This is a genomic window from Cohnella luojiensis, assembly GCF_004564235.1.
In the GTDB taxonomy this organism is placed as follows: Bacteria; Bacillota; Bacilli; order Paenibacillales; family Paenibacillaceae; genus Cohnella; species Cohnella luojiensis.
Window position 1 is genome coordinate 33411 of sequence record NZ_SOMN01000009.1, and the last position, 15867, is coordinate 49277.

Here is a 15867-nt window from a genome sequence, read left to right on the forward strand (position 1 = left end):
TTTTCTGTTTACCAGTTTTTATTTGCTGGTTCCGACGCTGCCTCTTTTTATTAAACAGTTAGGAGGCAGCGAATCGCAGATTGGACTGGCCGTGGGAATGTTTACGCTGTCTGCCGTTATTTTTCGTCCGATTGTCGGAGGATTGCTGGATCGGTATGGCAGGCGTCCATTTATTGTATGGGGGCTGCTGTTCTTTGCTTTGTCGATGTATTTATATGGCTGGGGTAGGCGGCATCGTGGTTTTGATGGCATTGCGGGTGCTTCATGGAGCAAGCTGGGCTTTCTCCACAACCGCTGTAGGAACGGCGATTACGGACATTATTCCGTCCTCGCGCCGTGGAGAAGGCATGGGTTGGTTTGGTATGGCGATGACCATGGCGATGGCGATAGGCCCATTACTGGGAATCTGGGTCCTGCGGAACAATTCTTTCAACGGTCTGTTCCTTTTCGGTACGATCCTTTCTGCCGCAGCAATGCTTTTGGCATTTATGACAAAAACGCCGTTTCAACCGAAAGCTGCCGCAGGGGGAATCGATTTTATTGAAAAATCGGTTTTATCCGTCATGGCTGCGATCTTTTTTATGGCCGTCGCATATGGCGGAATTATTACATTTTTGCCGCTCTTTGCGGAATCGATCAAGGTTAATCCAGGCACTTTCTTTTTGGTGTACGCAGCAACGCTTACTGTAATCCGGCCGATTACGGGGAAACTTTCGGATCGCTATGGCGAGGTATTTGTGGTTGTACCGGCTCTTGCGGTTACAATTGCAGCCTTGCTGGTATTAATCTTGTCAAATGGTTTATACGGCATGATTGCTTCATCGGTTTTATTTGGAATTGGAATCGGCTCAGCACAACCAGCTCTTCAATCAGCAACCTTAAGCCTTGCACATCATAACCGGGCAGGGGCAGCAAATGCTTCTTTCATGACCGCATTTGACCTGGGAATCGGGCTTGGCGCGATCATGCTCGGATGGGTGTCTCAATACACGGGGTATCAGGTCTTGTTCCTTGTCGCTGCCGCTTCAGTAGCGATCTCCTTGCTCATATTCACAGTCTTCGTGAGCCGTTTATTGAGATATCGGACGGCTAATTAGGGTATTGGCGTTAACGGTTCTCGTAATGACCGGAATTTAATTTCCCCCGAAGCGACAAGATTATTCGCTTCACATTCAATTAAATGTTGCCACCACATAACGTTACGATATATTTATGTTGCCAGCCACATAAAGTTATGATATATTTATGTTGCCGGCAATACATTATTTATGAGGAGTGTTAACAATGGAAAAAATATGGAGTCCTATTAAAATTGGACGAATGGAGCTTTCTCATCGTCTAGCAATGGCACCAATGACTCGGGGACGGGCTCTGCCTGACGGGACACCAGGTGAGTTCACCCCCCTTTATTACAAGCAGCGCGCCTCATTGGGGTTGTTAATCAGCGAAGGTACGCAGCCGTCTGATGATGGGCAAGGGTATTTGTTTACTCCTGGTATTTACACAGATGCACACATTGCCGGGTGGCGTGAAGTCGCTAATCAAGTACATGATGCAGGCGGTCACCTATTCATTCAATTGATGCATGTGGGCCGTATGTCACATCCGGACAACACCCCTCATCATCGCCAGCCGGTTGCTCCTTCTGCAATCGCTCCTGCATCTGATGTTCAAATGTATACTTTTGCAGGATTGCAGGAAATTCCAGTCCCTCGTGAGTTGAGCGTTGAAGAAATCAAAGCGACCTTCGAGGATTTTCGCAAAGCAGCTGCTGCAGCCATTCAGGCGGGTGCTGACGGAGTAGAGATTCATGGGGCGAACGGATACCTCATTCAACAATTTTTTGCGGAGAATGCGAACATACGGACTGATGCATATGGAGGGTCCATTGAAAACCGCGCCCGGTTTGCCATAGAGGTGGCAAAAGCAGTGGTGGAAGAAATCGGCGCAGACCGTACAGGGTTCCGCATCTCTCCTGGCGTACCGTTGGGTGGTCTTGATGAAGGTCCGAATGGTACTGAGTTATATGAATACCTGGTATCTGAGCTGGCAAAGCTAAATTTAGCATATCTTCACATCGTACATGTCGGAAACGAAGATCTTTTGCGCAAAATCCGATCGGAATGGCCAACGGCTCTGTTGGTAAACCGTGCTGGCAGACCGCTTGAAAATATTACAATCGACATCGAAGAAGGACTTGCTGATATTGCGCCTATCGGGTCTTGGGCTTTGGCTAATCCTGATTTCATTGAACGATTTAAAGCCGGTGCCTCGCTAAATGAAGCGGATCGTGCTACGCTCTATGCAGGAGGCAGCCTAGGGTACACCGATTATCCGCCGCTTGCTGAACTGGATAAAGCTTAAGAAAGTTGTGGATATCTATGAAACAAGAAAAGAAACTTCCCCATAATGAATTACTCGAAGTAGAATTTGGCGCAGAGAAGCAATTTCCGATCAGCTTCTCGATCTTTGCTCTTGCGCGTTCGCATCGCGCACTGGCTTCCCAATTGATTCGCGAGACTGGCCTCTTTCCGGGACAAGAAATCATTCTCATGCAGCTGTTCCAGCAGGACGGCCAGTCGCAGAACAGCCTTGGCAGGACCTTGCGTCTGGATCACTCAACCATTGCAAAATCTGTCCGCAGACTGGAAGAGGCGGGATTGATTACCCGCAACCGTTCAGACGAAGATGGCCGGGTTACCATTGTGTCCCTTACCGAGGCTGGTCGTGGATTTGAATCTAAAGTTCTAGAAGCTTGGAGTATACTGGAGAGAATCACGATAGAGAACCTTTCAGAACAAGAAAAAGAACGATTAATAAATTTATCAAGAAAAGTGGCTGCTCAAGTAGATACAGCTTTAAAATAATCTTTGGGAGAGGTACAAATGACTGAATCCTTAATGAAAGCCATTCAAGTCGGTGAGTACGGCGGATCGGATGTTTTGAAACTCGAAGAAATTAACCGCCCTCAACCGCTTGCTGGAGAAGTTCTTGTCAAAGTTGCTTACGCTGCAGCCATTCCTCTAGACTGGAAGATCCGTAACGGTTGGCTAAAAGAGATATTTATTAAAACATTGCCTTATACGCCTGGAACAGCTGTTTCGGGTATCGTTGAAGCCGTAGGCGAAGGCGTAACCGGTTTTCAGCAAGGTGAGCGCGTTTTTGGAAATGTAAATGGAAGCTACGCAGAGTATGGCATTGCCCCGGCAAATGATTTGGTTCACATGCCGAAAAACTTGAATTTTGAGGATGCGGCAACTATTAAAGGCGGTGCAGAATCGGCTTGGAAGGCATTATTTTCGGAAGGCGAATTGGAAGCCGATCAAACGGTACTCATTCACGCTGCCGCTGGCGGCGTAGGTCAATTTGCTGTACAGCTGGCCAAGTGGAAAGGCGCTAAGGTTATTGCTACCGCCTCAACCGCCAATCTGGATTTTGTAAAGTCATTGGGTGCGGACCTGGTCATTGATTACACGACCACACCATTTGAGGAGAAAGTCAAGAACGTAGACTTAGTTATCGAATCGGTTGGGGGAAATAATGAGGATCGATCATGGTCTGTTCTGAAACGGGGCGGAAAACTGGTCTCCTTGACGCAGCCCCCATCTGCTGAAAAGGCCAAACAGTATGGAGTTACAGCTAAGTTTAATTCGAAGTTTCCAACCTCTAATGATTTGCAAACCATTGCTCAATTACTTGCCAACGGAACATTAAAAGCAGAGATTGATTCCATATTTCCATTAAGCGAAACGAAGAAGGCTCATGAGAAAAGTGAATCAAGACATGGCCGAGGAAGAATTTTGCTCAAGGTTAATTCATTTTGAAGCTGTGAGGTTAGGTTTATGAAACGAGCCCTAGAAGCGATTCTAGAGGCTCTTTTTTTAATATGGATTTATCATCCTTTCGAAGAAAGTTCTGACCACTGAGAAGAAGAAACGTGAACGCCAAGATAGCCGAGATGCTGAAAATCACTTGCGGCTGCTGGACATGAACGGTCACAGGCGTACGGCTATAGCCGTATGGCTTTCGGTGTGGGATTCAATCCATCAACAATTCTTTGTTTCGTATTTCTAAATTCTAATTTTGGGATCTCCGATTTTTCCTAAGGTATAAGTTTAATTCGCTTAATTTAGCTTAATTATTCCCGCCAACCTATGAATCCCCAAGTCTAATTCAATTGGTTCAACTTCTTAACATTTAAGCCTTCAAGGATCTTCCCTACTCGCTCCTTAACATACGGTTCTCCGTCCGGAGTTTATTTCCACGATGGAAGATACGGATTCAAGCCTTGTTTATTTATGTTCAAATCTTTCACTCCTTGTCGACTCGATAAGTATAAGTACGCCACGATTTTTTTCGATGGTCGGAGCCACTTCCGGTACGCAGTCCTTCCGATTGCAATACGCTCTGTTCACAAAGGAGTATCCGGATGGGCCAGAATCACCGTTTCAATCCCGGCCTCCGCTTCAATCGAAAGGGTGATCTCGTCAAGCCGTTTCGGTTCGCCGACGATTCCTTCTACCGACAAGCGAACCTGCTGATCGCAGCGAATGCGATAGCTCCCTTTTCGATCCGGCTTCAGTACGGCCATTTGCATTCTGCCATCCTTCCATGCGATATCCACCGTGACACCGCCGCGGGCCCGAAGCCCTCTGACTTCACCGTTCGACCAAGCCTTGGGAAGAGCGGGCAAAAGATGAATCGTCTCTTCATGGCTTTGCAGAAGCATCTCGGCGATGCCCGCTATTCCGCCAAAATTGCCGTCGATCTGAAACGGCGGATGGTTATCGAGAAGATTCGGCAACGTAGAGTGGGTCAAGAGCGCCGCCACGTTGGCATAAGCTTCTTCCGCATCCCGCAATCTGGCCCAGAAATTCACGATCCATGCCCGACTCCAGCCGGTATGACCACCCCCGTGCTCGAGACGGCGTTCAAGCGTCCTGCGCGCAGCCACGCTCAGTTCCGGCGTCTTCTCGGGAGCGATTTGAGTTCCCGGATGCAAGGCGAACAGATGCGAGATGTGGCGATGCCCGAGCTCGATCTCCTCGTAATCTTCTAACCATTCCTGCAATTGGCCATGACGTCCGATACGAGGCTGCGGCAGCTTTTCTATCGAATGCCGTAACGCAGCCAGAAAGTCCTCATCGATCTTCAGCTTTTCCCCCGCGGCAAGACAGGCTTGGAACAGTTCGCGAGCGATCTGGCTATCCATGGATGGCCCGTAGCAAAGCACGCCAGTTTCTCCGTTAGGCAGCCTGTACATGTTTTCAGGAGAGACGGAGGGACAAGTGACCAGCTCTCCGCTTGGAAGCTCGATCATGTAATCCAGAAGAAAAACAGCCGCCTCCTTCATCATGGGGTAGGCAGGTTCCAAAAACGCCTCATCTTGCCCGAATTGAAAATGCTCCCAGAGGTGCAGGCATAACCAAGCAAGACCAAGCGGCCAATAGGTCGATGACAACCAAAGATCCTGCGGCGCGGTGTCCGCCCAAATGTCGGTATTGTGATGGGCGGCGCTTCCTCGGCAACCATACATCACTTGAGCGGTTCGGCGTCCGTTCGGAATCATCCGCTCGATCAGTTCAAAGAGGGGCTTATGGCATTCGGATAAATTGCAGATCTCAGCCGGCCAATAATTCATTTGCGTATTGATGTTAATGGTAAATTTGCTGTCCCAGGCCGGCAGCATATCCTTATTCCAAATCCCTTGCAAATTCGCGGGCAGCGACCCAGGTCGGCTTGAAGCGATAAGCAGATATCGACCGTATTGAAAATATAAAGCCGGAAGCCCGGGGTCTTCGAATCCTGCTTTCATATTTTGCAAACGTTTCGAGGTGTCTTCTTCCTTTATGTTTGGCTCGCCGTAAATCCGTAACGCCGTCCGATCGAACAGCTTGCGATAATCCTCCGTATGCGATGCCAGCATATCCATATACGGCCTTGAGACTGCCCGCCGGGCATTGGCGAGCGCCGCGGATTCCGGGTCCGGGTCGCGAAAATCCGTCGTCGCCGTAATGACCAACAATGCGGCATCGGCATTCGCGACGACGAGGTGTTCCCCGATCGTGCGCATTTGCCCTCCCTCAGGCTTGCACATAAGCAAGCCGCAGTAATTGACGCCTCCGCCGCTATTCCCGCTCATAACGATGGAATTCCCATTTTCCGCGCGGATAAGATCTACGTAGCGGAAATTCTCCCGTCCCATTCTTGCCGTGAACGATATTTGGCCAGGGGCATCCGCCGTCAATCTGATCACGATCGCGCCGTCTGGATAGCTCGCGAAGATTTGGCGTCTGTATTTCACCTTTCCTGCCTTATACGAGATGCGAACTACAGCCTCCGACAAATCGAGCTCCCGCTCGTAATCCATGATCTCGCGATCCGCCTCGTACTCGAAGTTCAGAAACAGATCGCCGAGCGGGACGTAATGACGCTGAGTTTCTGGGATGGCGGTCAAGCCCAACGAAGCGAGGCGCTCGGCTTCCTTCAGTTTCCCTTCGAAAATAAGCCGCCGAATTTCCGGGAGATGCGCCAAGGCATCCGGGTTATGGCGATCCCTGGGTCCACCATGCCATAAGGAATCTTCGTTTAACTGCAATCGTTCGGAGCATGCGTCACCGAATACCATAGCTCCCAGCCGTCCGTTGCCGATCGGAAACGCTTCTTCCCATTGCAGGGCGGGAGAGCGATAGAACAGCCTGTCCTTATTGTCGGAGTGTTGTTTATGCATGAGCATTCGATCCTTTCCTTTATGATTATACCGTTCCATCAGGGTTGGAGAGTCAATTCGGTTTGGAAAATGCGCGACTGAAGCTGTTCTCCCCCTTTTCGAAAGGCCAGTCGAATAAAATTATACACGCCGTTGTTCCATACGTCGAAATCATGAAGCCCGTCCTTTATCAGGATCTGGTAATAGTCACCAAGAACTTCTTTTGCAGAATCCGCGAGCCCTTCGATCGATGCCCGATAGCTGTGTATTGCCACTTCGTCCGCATCTCCGCAGGTCGTATAAAGCAAATGAAGCCTGTGACCGCATAAGGCCATACGGGTTCCGAGAGCCTTTCCCGCGCTCGATGTTGGCGCGTTGGAGAAAGCTCCGACATAAGCAAACAAATCCGACATGCCCGGCGCTTGTACGGTCTCCGCCAGCCCATTTTGCCAAGGGCTCTCGGTTTCGGCGTACTCGGCCGAATCGCATCGGAAGCCGCCGAGGATCAGATTCAAGGCTTGCATGCCTCCCATCGATAGACCCGCGATTGCCCTGTGCATGCGGTTATATTGGATTCCCTCGGAGGAAGTATCCATGATATTCGCGCAAGTAGGGTATTTCGATTCGATATAAGGGATCAGATCGTATCTGAGCTCATAATCGAAATAGTAAAACCCCAACATGTTGGTTCCCGGGGGTCTGAACGCGCGATCCGACCAGTCATGCGCGCTTCTGCCGTTCGGGAATACGATGATCAGCGGATCAATATCGCCGTTTGCGATTAGATTGTCGAATAGATTGCACAAGAGATAACGACCGTCGGAATTGCCGTTGCCAAACAGCCATTCGTTATGGTCCCCGCCTACTCCATGCAGCAGATACAGCACGTTATATCGGGCGTCCATATCCTTTGCGTCGTAACCCGGCGGCAAATATAGGTTGCATGCTTTCGTTATTGCGTTTGCTCGAACGGTTTCTCTTCCGGCTTCTTCCGGATCAGCTTTACGGTCGGTTACAAGCTGTCTCGAAGCGTTAATATAATGACTGACCGGATAGGAAACCTCATGGACCGAGCCTTGCAACTCTTTTCTCACGGCTCGCCTATAACTTGCAGGTACGGCCGTCACGCCAGCGTTCTTCATTGTCCATCTCCTTCATCATTTTCCTCCGTCGCCTGCTCTCCCTCGCGGTAAGCGCCCGGGGTAATGCCCGTATATTTCTTGAACACCTTCGTGAAGTAGTGCTTGGTGTCGTAGCCGACCTGCTGTCCGATCGTGCAGACGGTCAGATGTCCCTGCGTTTTTAACAGCCTCCGCGCCTCTCGAATCCGCAGCGAATTCAAATAATTCACGAAGGTGTCTCCCGTCTCTTTCTTAAACAAACTGCTGATATAATTCGGATGAAGGTTCATCCGATCGGCAAGATGATCCAGTGACAGATCGTTCATGTAATTCGTTTGCATATAGGCCAGAATCCGTACGGCATGCCAGCTGTATTCGGAATCCGAAGCGGCCGGCAACTCGTCTCTAACGCGCTCCAGCAAGGCGGCGATCTCTTCTTTATCAAGTGGCTTTAGCAGATAATCCACCACGTCTGAGCGCAGAGCCTGGCGGACGTATTCGAATTCGTCGTAACCGGTGAGGATGATGAAACGCTCGCATAGCCCTTCCGATCTGGCCTCCCCGATCAATTCGAATCCATTCTTCTCGGGCATATTAATATCCGTGATCGTCACGTCCGGCATGTAAATCTTCATGATCTCCAACGCCTCGGGGGCATTGAGGGCTTCACGAACTTCCGTGCCGACCGGCGCGACTTCTCCGACGATTTTGACCAACCCATTCAGAATCAAGGGCTCGTCATCTACAATCAATACCTTCACCGTCAGCTCTCCGTCCTTTTCGCGATGATGATGCGCAAGCAGGTTCCCTTGCCCGGCGCGCTAGATACCTCTAGCCGAGAAGTTCCTCCGAAAAAGGCCTTAACCCTTTCGTTGACATTCATGAGTCCCAAGCCGCCTGACTCCTCCGCTTTTTTGGTCTGGTCGTTCTTCGAAAGCCTGGATTGCAGATCAAGAAGCTTCTCCGGCGGGATCCCGTTGCCGTTGTCGGAAACGGCGATCGTTATCTCCCGTTCCGTTTCCGTCGCCTGCAGCCGGATATGAACAGGCCGCAGTACGGCAGACGCCCCATGCACGATGCCGTTTTCAATGAGAGGCTGCAGCAGGAAGCGCGGACAGGAAAGGCGCTGAGCATCGACGGCAATGTTAATCTCATAGGTCAGTCTGCTCTGAAGCCGCATCTTGTGAATGTTCAGGTAGAAGGTGACCATTTCGATCTCCTTCGCGAGAACGGTCTCGTCCTGCTCGGACGACAGACTGTAGCGCATCAATTTCCCGAACCAGAAGGAAATATCGGCGACTTCCTTGTCGTTGTTGGATTCGGCGACCATCCGAATCGTTTCGAGCGTATTGTAGAGAAAATGAGGTTTGATCTGGGCTTGCAGCACTTTGTACGCCGCTTCTTTATTGCGTACCTCGGCGCGATGGACATTGTTTATCAGTTCGTCCATTCGCCGGACCATGGAATTGTAGTTTGCGGTCAGGAACCCGATTTCATCTTTTTCGAACCTTCCTTGCTTGATGCTGTGCTGTCTCAAGTTATCGTCGTTTAAGGTGCGCATATGTCGGGCAAGCCTCAGAATACGCTTCGTGATCGTGGAAGCCAATACATAATAAGCGATAGATAATGCAAGCAATAGCAGCACGATCATCGTCACCAAAACGATCTCTTTCTGTTTGATGGAACGGAATACGTCTCCCACCTGTCCGGTTACGATGACGCGAACGCCAAGCGCTTCGAGCTTCAACTGATTCACGATCGTTTTTCGATTGATAAAAAAAGCGCTTTCTTCCGCTTGCAGCAGTCTTAGTGTCTTATCGTCCAATACCGCCGCTTCGTCCGTCAGAGGCTTGCCTTGCTCGGATAGCAGATTGGCTCTCCAGTTCCCTTCCACACCTGCGGCATCGTAGAAATTGCGGATCAGGCTGTTGCTGATCCGGATTTCAAGCAGGCCGATCCTCTCCGTGATTTGAGTGTTGTAAATATACTGGTAATAAATCAGATCCGGATCCGATGCCTCCGGATCGGCTCGCAGCCACATTCCTTGACCCGCCTTCAAGAACGAGACGATCTCCTCTAACCTCGGATCCAGCAATGAGTAGTCGCGGAATTGGTTGGTCATGGGTAAGACCCGATCCTTCATCTTGTAGATGACGAGAGATTCGATCTCCGGATTGGCGATCTGAGATTGCGTGTATAAGGGCAAAATATATCGAATTAACGCATACACGCTTTCCGCGTCGGACTCGTAAACGCCATCCAAATAGTCGGTTACGTACGGATTATACTGCAGCAACCGATGCACCGACTGGATTCGGGCAAAATCCGTTCTCAAGTTGGCGTACGCCTGTTCCAGTATCTTTTGCCGGCTTTCCACGAACTGCTGGGTCAGGTTGCCGTAGATTTGCGTATAGTAGTGGTAACCGAAGGCAATGACCGGAATGAAGATAAGAATCACATATCCTAGAACGATCTTACGCATAATGCTCATGGTAGCCCTTCTCTCCGACAGTTGAATCCGTATACCATTACCGTACCATTAACCAGCTAAGTCCGGTAGAGGCGATATGCTTTCAAATCGGATGAACGGCCGTCGTTACCTGAGCATGCAAAGTCCGGCAGGGGCGCCTCGCGTCCCTGCCGGACTTCTCGTTATTACTTAAACAGGTCCTTTTTCTTCTGATACGTTTGGTTAGCCCAATCGACCAGCTGCTCCAAACCGATCTTTTCGGCGTTCTTCACCATGTTCTTGTAAGTGGAAACGGCTTCCTCTTCGGACTTCGCCAGATAAATTTTAACCTTCTCGTTTTTAATCATTTCGTCGATCTTAGTCTTGATCGTCTTTTCTTGGGAATCCGGTTGCATCTGAATCAGACCGAGCTCCGGTTTATAGGTCGTGAACGCTTTTCTCTCCATCAAGGCTTGCGTCTTCTGTGCGCCCGGAACATAGCCCAGCATGCCTTCCGTGACTCCGTCGTTGTACAGGTACCACCATTTGATACCGTTGCTGTTCACGAAATCTGCATCCGACGGATCATATTTCAGATTCGGGTAACCCTCTTCATTCCACGTCCAATGCTCGCCCTCGACACCGAACATGGTCAACTTTTTGCCTTCGTCGCTTGCAAGGTATTGAATGAATTTGATCGACGCCTCCGGATCCTTGTTTTGCTTGGTGATGAAGGTACCGGCGAAGCCAAGACCCGAACTGACGGCTTTCGTGTCTTTCGACAAGGCGCTCGGCAGCATTTTGAACGTGTACGAGCTTCCCGCGGTTTTGATTTTGATGTTATCCGACTCCGCTATGCTTACCGTATGGCTGTGAGCGAATGCTTTCCCGCTCGTCGCATACTGATCGTCAATCTGATCGTTCGTGTAAGCGAAATTTTCCGCAAGAATGTATCCATTGCGGTACAGACTGTTCATAAACTTGAAGAATTCCAGCATCTTCGGCTGTCTGATCGCATAATCCACTTTTCCATCTTTTTCATACCAGCCATCTAGGAGGCCCTCGACGCCTACCTGCTGCAGGAAATATTGTTCAATCCAGTCCTTGTCCATAATAAGCGGCACCATATCCGGATACTTCTCCTTAACCATGCCAAGAAGCTTCTGGAAATTGTCCAGCGAATCGATCGGCGGATTCCCGAGTTCCTTCAGGATATCTTCCCGGACGGCAATGCCGGGATTGCCGTCGCTGCCGACAGAGTATTTATTTTGAGCCACTTCCTCCTGCGTCGCGAAGGAATTTCGAACCGTATAGAAGTTGCCGTCGTCCATCGTATGGATCGCGATTCTCGTCTTATCGATTTTAAAATCCGGCGCATATTGCTCGATCAGTTCATTCCAAGGATAGGACAGCTTCGAATCCGACATCCGGTCGATGTTGGCATTGGTGAAGACGAGATCCGGGAGATCGCCCGAGGCGATCATCAGCGGAAGCTGCTTATCATCCGTCGCGACCGTCACATTGAGCTTTATGCCCGTTTTTTCCGTAATTTTCTCCGCAATCGCGCCTTTCCACTCCTTTACCGGGTACCATGACGCATCGATGAACAACGACAGCTCCTTGATCTCCCCGTTCTTTGCCGGCGTTTCGGATGCGGTATTGGTTCCGGTTCCAGCGCTTTCCTTTTGTCCGGCATTGTTCTTCCCGCATGCCGACAGCAACACCAGCACCAGTATAACGGTCAGCGATAAGACCAGTACCTTCTTGCTTCTGTTTCTGTTCAATGTAACCCCTCCAATGAATAGTGATTTATATATTAAAGCAAAAGCAAGCGCTTTAATATCATGGAAATCGGTCAACCCTTTACGGAACCCAACATGATTCCTTGGATAAAAAATCTTTGCAGGAACGGGTATACGCATACGATGGGCGCGATGGAAACCACCATGGCCGCTACCTGGAGAGAATAGCTGGTGACGCCTGCGGACGCGCTGTTCGCGACGGCGATAGCATCCATCGGCGCGTTGCTCTTGTTGATGACCTCCATCATCCGGAATGCGAGCGTCCGTAATCCTTCCGATTGCACGAAGTAAGCGGAGTCCAGCCAGGAGTTCCATTGGCCCACTCCCGTGAAAAGCGCCATGGTAGCGATTAGCGGCATCGACACAGGAAGAATGATCCGGTAGAAAATCACAAACTCGTTCGCCCCGTCTATATGGGCGGATTCCTTCAGTTCACCGGGAATTTCGCGGAAGAACGAGATGGCGATCAGCAGAAAAAACGTGCTCAGCATGGACGGAATGACATATACGCCGAACGTATTTAGCAGCCCGACCGAACGCAGCACCACATAGTAAGGAATCAATCCGCCCGAGAAGTACATCGCGAAAATGATAACCGTGAAATAGATTTTGCGAAACAACAGGTCTCGATGAGAGAGACCGTACGCTACGAGACAGGTGAACAAAACGCCCAGCGCGGTACCCGTCAACGTTCTCGCGATCGTCACCAGAAAGGCTTGATACCAATGCGGGTCGTCCAGGAATCGAATATAGTTCTCCAAAGTGAAGGTTCGGGGCCATAAGTAGACGCCTCCGAGAAGGGAATCGGTTCCCTTGTTGAAGGATAGAATCAAGACGTAATAAAACGGATAAAGCATCGACAACATCATGATGAACAAGATCGTGTAGATCAATGTGTCCATAATGCGGTCCTTTTGTCTCTGGCTCAGCGACATCGCCGATCCCTCCTTTCCTAGAATAAGCTTGATCCCGAAGTTCTCTTGGCAATGTAATTGCTGGAGAAGATCAGCACGACGGAGATGACGGATTGGATCAGATCAATGGCTGCCGCATAGGAGAACCGCCCGTCTCTCAAGCCAACCTTGAACGCATAGGTTTGGACGATCTCCGAAGTCGGATTGTTGATGCTGTTCCCGAACAGGAAAGCCTGTTCGAAATTCGAGCCGACCAATCCTCCGCCCAGAATGCTCCCGATCGTAAGGATGAGCACCACCACGATCGTTCCTTTCATGCCGGTAAAAGTGATATGGCGAATACGCGCCAGGCGTCCGGCACCGTCAATTTGCGCTGCTTCATATAGAGCCGGGTTGATCCCCGCAATTGCGGCAAGGAAGATGATCGTCCACCAGCCCATTTCCTTCCACACCGCGCTTCCGACGGCCAATCCCCAGAAGGAGTCGGGGTTGGTGAGAATATCCAGCGGCTTTTCGATTAGACCCATGCCCATAAGAGCCTTGTTGACCATTCCGATATCGGCCGACAGGAAGGTAAAAGCGATGCCGACGACCACGACCCAAGAGATGAAATGCGGCAGATAGCTGACGGTCTGGACGAATCGCTTGAACCGCATATTTTTCACTTCGTTCAGCAAGATGGCCAGCAAGATGGGGGCGGGAAAGGCAAAAATCACCTTGAGAAAGCTTAACACCAGCGTGTTTCGGACAATCGTTCCGAATTGATAGTCGTTCACGAACTCGTCGAAATGCTTGATTCCGACCCATTCGCTCGTGAAAATCCCCTTGATTCCGGTGGAGATGGAATAGTTCTTGAACGCCATGATAATGCCGAACATCGGCGTATAGGCGAAGATTAATAAGAAGATCATGCCGAGTCCAACAAACAGGTGCAGCGTCTTTTGCTTTTTAAACCGCTTCCAATATTGCGTTTGTCGTCCGCCTTTTCCTGCGGTTCCTGTAATCCGAGTATCCAGTTCCATTCCTGTTCCTCCCCCTTGCTTATAAGTCTACCCTTCTAGACGAGCGCGTCGAAAGCCAACATTCTTAAGAAAGCGTTGTCATTTTTAAAGATCGCCCACTTTGTATTTTTCATCAGCATCCAATCCTAATACGTTGATATAAAAAAGCATCGATAAATACCCAAGGCAACATGCCATGCGTATTTATCGGTGCTTCCGTTTGTCATCGTGAAAGAGCGGAACACCTGGAAATTACTCAAAGGAGCTCGTTACCAGGTAATACTCGTCTCCGTGCCTGCAGGCGCTCTGATCGGGATGGAATCAGCTAATGACCGGATTGCGGTAAGTCATTGTCATTGGGCAGCGTCCTTCTTGGCGAAGTGGAAGTAGTCGAAATCGGCGAACCCGTCGGTTTGCTTCGTCGCGTAGTTGAACAATCCGATCCGATAGCCCATGAAATGATCCAACGTATACTTCATCTGAAGCGGGCGGCCGATCGGATTCCACGTCTCGCCGTTTTCCGAATAATAGAAATGAGCAAGATCGATATTGTCCACGAAATTAAAGTCGATTCTTAAGTAAATCCAGTTGCTTTCAAATCGAATGCTTTCGACCGCTTTTTCGCCCCCGTCTTGCTTTACGCACATGGTCACGTACCTGTCCCCGTTATCCGCAACCTGTACGCCGACGGTTCCGAAGTTGCTCTGCAAGGCGACCATGCCGGCATGGTCGCCCGGCATCATGCCCGACGAATCCATAACCGTTCTCGCGATGCAGGCCGGACCTTCCGTACGCTGCGTCAGCGTATTGCGGGCATATTCGACGCTGCGCGCGAGATATCCCGTCGCAAGGCGCAGGAAGCCCGGACGCGCCGTTACGGACCAGTACCGATTGTCCGGGTTGTGGTTCCACTGCCAGTTCAGGGCCAGCTTGTTCTCCATGTAATCGAACTCGTCGCTGATGACCAGCGGCTTGGCTTCAGAGCTCGGCAACGGCACCTCGAACGTCTGCGGCGCCTTGCCGTCTATGCCGAGAATCGGCCAATCCTCTTCCCATGTCACGGGAACGACGCAAGGAATTCTGCCGACGGCGCCGTAATCCTGGAACAGCACCGCGTACCACTCGCCAGTCGGCGTATCGATGATGCCGCCTTGCGCGACGCCGTTGTTGAAATAGCCCATATCGTCGTCTAGAACGATTTTATTCTCGTAAGGTCCTAGAAGCTCTCGCGAGCGATAAACGTTCACCCTGCGACGTCTGTTGCCGATGCGCGGCCAATCGATAAAGATCAAATAATAGTAGCCGTTCAGCTTATAAGCGTGGCAGCCTTCGCATCGCAATCCGATGCCGTCGCGTTCCGTCTCGAACAAGAGCTGATCGATGCCGTCCGGCTTGTGCGCGGTCACATCGGCCGTAAACTCCGTAATACGGATATCTCCGTTGCCATGGATGACGAAGATGCGTCCGTCGTCGAACAGCAAAGCCGGATCGTGATGAAGCCCCTTAATGACGGAACGCTCCCAAGGTCCGTTCTCGATATCCGCCGTCCGATAGACGTAGAACTGCTGCATGTCGTTGCTAGAGAAGCACACGTAGAACATGCCGTTGTGATGACGCAAGCTAGCCGCCCAAGAGCCTTTACCGTAAATGCCCTTCCCGTTCAGCAAGTTGTGGGCATCGTTATCCTCGAACGTATCGAACACGTAATTCACAAGATCCCAATGCATCAAGTCCGTCGACTTCATAATCGGGCAGCCGGGCATCGAATGCATGCTCGTACTGACCATGTAGTAGGTGCTTTCCACCCGAATGACGCTCGGATCCGGGACATCTGCCCGAATGACGGGGTTTTTGATCGTCATCGTGCTCAT

Annotated in this window: 11 protein-coding genes and 2 pseudogenes; 4 read left to right on the forward strand and 9 right to left on the reverse strand. The window is 50.4% G+C overall.

Going from position 1 to position 15867, the window contains the following annotated elements; genetic code table 11:
• The first annotated feature begins 22 nt into the window (after window positions 1-22).
• The 4 genes and pseudogenes from E2980_RS09215 to E2980_RS09230 all read left to right on the forward strand — a co-directional run bounded on the left by E2980_RS09215 (window position 23) and on the right by E2980_RS09230 (window position 3824).
• Window positions 23-1097: pseudogene (locus tag E2980_RS09215) on the forward strand (MFS transporter).
• A gap of 187 nt (window positions 1098-1284) precedes the next feature.
• Entirely contained in the window at window positions 1285-2364 is a 1080-nt protein-coding gene (locus E2980_RS09220; RefSeq protein WP_135151893.1) for an alkene reductase, read from the forward strand.
• A gap of 17 nt (window positions 2365-2381) precedes the next feature.
• Entirely contained in the window at window positions 2382-2867 is a 486-nt protein-coding gene (locus E2980_RS09225) for a MarR family winged helix-turn-helix transcriptional regulator (RefSeq protein WP_135151894.1), read from the forward strand.
• Window positions 2868-2885: 18 nt separating this feature from the next.
• Window positions 2886-3824, forward strand: coding sequence for an NADP-dependent oxidoreductase (locus E2980_RS09230; protein ID WP_135151895.1), 939 nt, complete (start codon window positions 2886-2888; stop codon window positions 3822-3824).
• A 587-nt stretch (window positions 3825-4411) separates the two neighbouring features.
• Here the strand turns inward: E2980_RS09230 and E2980_RS09235 are convergent.
• The 9 genes and pseudogenes from E2980_RS09235 to E2980_RS09270 form a co-directional block, all read right to left on the reverse strand.
• Complete coding sequence (locus E2980_RS09235; RefSeq protein WP_135151896.1) at window positions 4412-6730, reverse strand: glycoside hydrolase family 95 protein; 2319 nt, start codon at window positions 6728-6730, stop codon at window positions 4412-4414.
• Between the two features lie 38 nt (window positions 6731-6768).
• Entirely contained in the window at window positions 6769-7851 is a 1083-nt protein-coding gene (locus E2980_RS09240; protein ID WP_135151897.1) for an alpha/beta hydrolase, read from the reverse strand.
• A complete protein-coding gene (locus E2980_RS09245) occupies window positions 7848-8591 on the reverse strand; it encodes a response regulator transcription factor (protein WP_135151898.1) in 744 nt (247 codons plus the stop codon). The genes E2980_RS09240 and E2980_RS09245 overlap by 4 nt, the downstream gene beginning before the upstream one ends.
• 2 nt (window positions 8592-8593) lie before the next feature.
• Complete coding sequence (locus E2980_RS09250) at window positions 8594-10321, reverse strand: sensor histidine kinase (protein ID WP_240702949.1); 1728 nt, start codon at window positions 10319-10321, stop codon at window positions 8594-8596.
• Window positions 10322-10485: 164 nt separating this feature from the next.
• Window positions 10486-12063 (reverse strand): extracellular solute-binding protein, encoded by a 1578-nt coding sequence (locus tag E2980_RS09255; RefSeq protein WP_135151899.1) that lies wholly within the window; start codon window positions 12061-12063, stop codon window positions 10486-10488.
• Between the two features lie 71 nt (window positions 12064-12134).
• Window positions 12135-13016 carry a carbohydrate ABC transporter permease gene (locus tag E2980_RS09260; protein WP_135151900.1) on the reverse strand — a complete coding sequence of 294 codons (882 nt, stop codon included), beginning with the start codon at window positions 13014-13016 and terminating at the stop codon, window positions 12135-12137.
• Between the two features lie 17 nt (window positions 13017-13033).
• Window positions 13034-14017 (reverse strand): ABC transporter permease, encoded by a 984-nt coding sequence (locus tag E2980_RS09265; protein WP_135151901.1) that lies wholly within the window; start codon window positions 14015-14017, stop codon window positions 13034-13036.
• A 234-nt stretch (window positions 14018-14251) separates the two neighbouring features.
• Window positions 14252-14347 (reverse strand): annotated as a pseudogene (locus E2980_RS24635) (family 43 glycosylhydrolase); the annotation flags it as partial.
• Between the two features lie 2 nt (window positions 14348-14349).
• On the reverse strand, window positions 14350-15867 hold the full coding sequence (locus E2980_RS09270; protein WP_135151973.1) for a glycoside hydrolase family 43 protein: 1518 nt from the start codon (window positions 15865-15867) through the stop codon (window positions 14350-14352).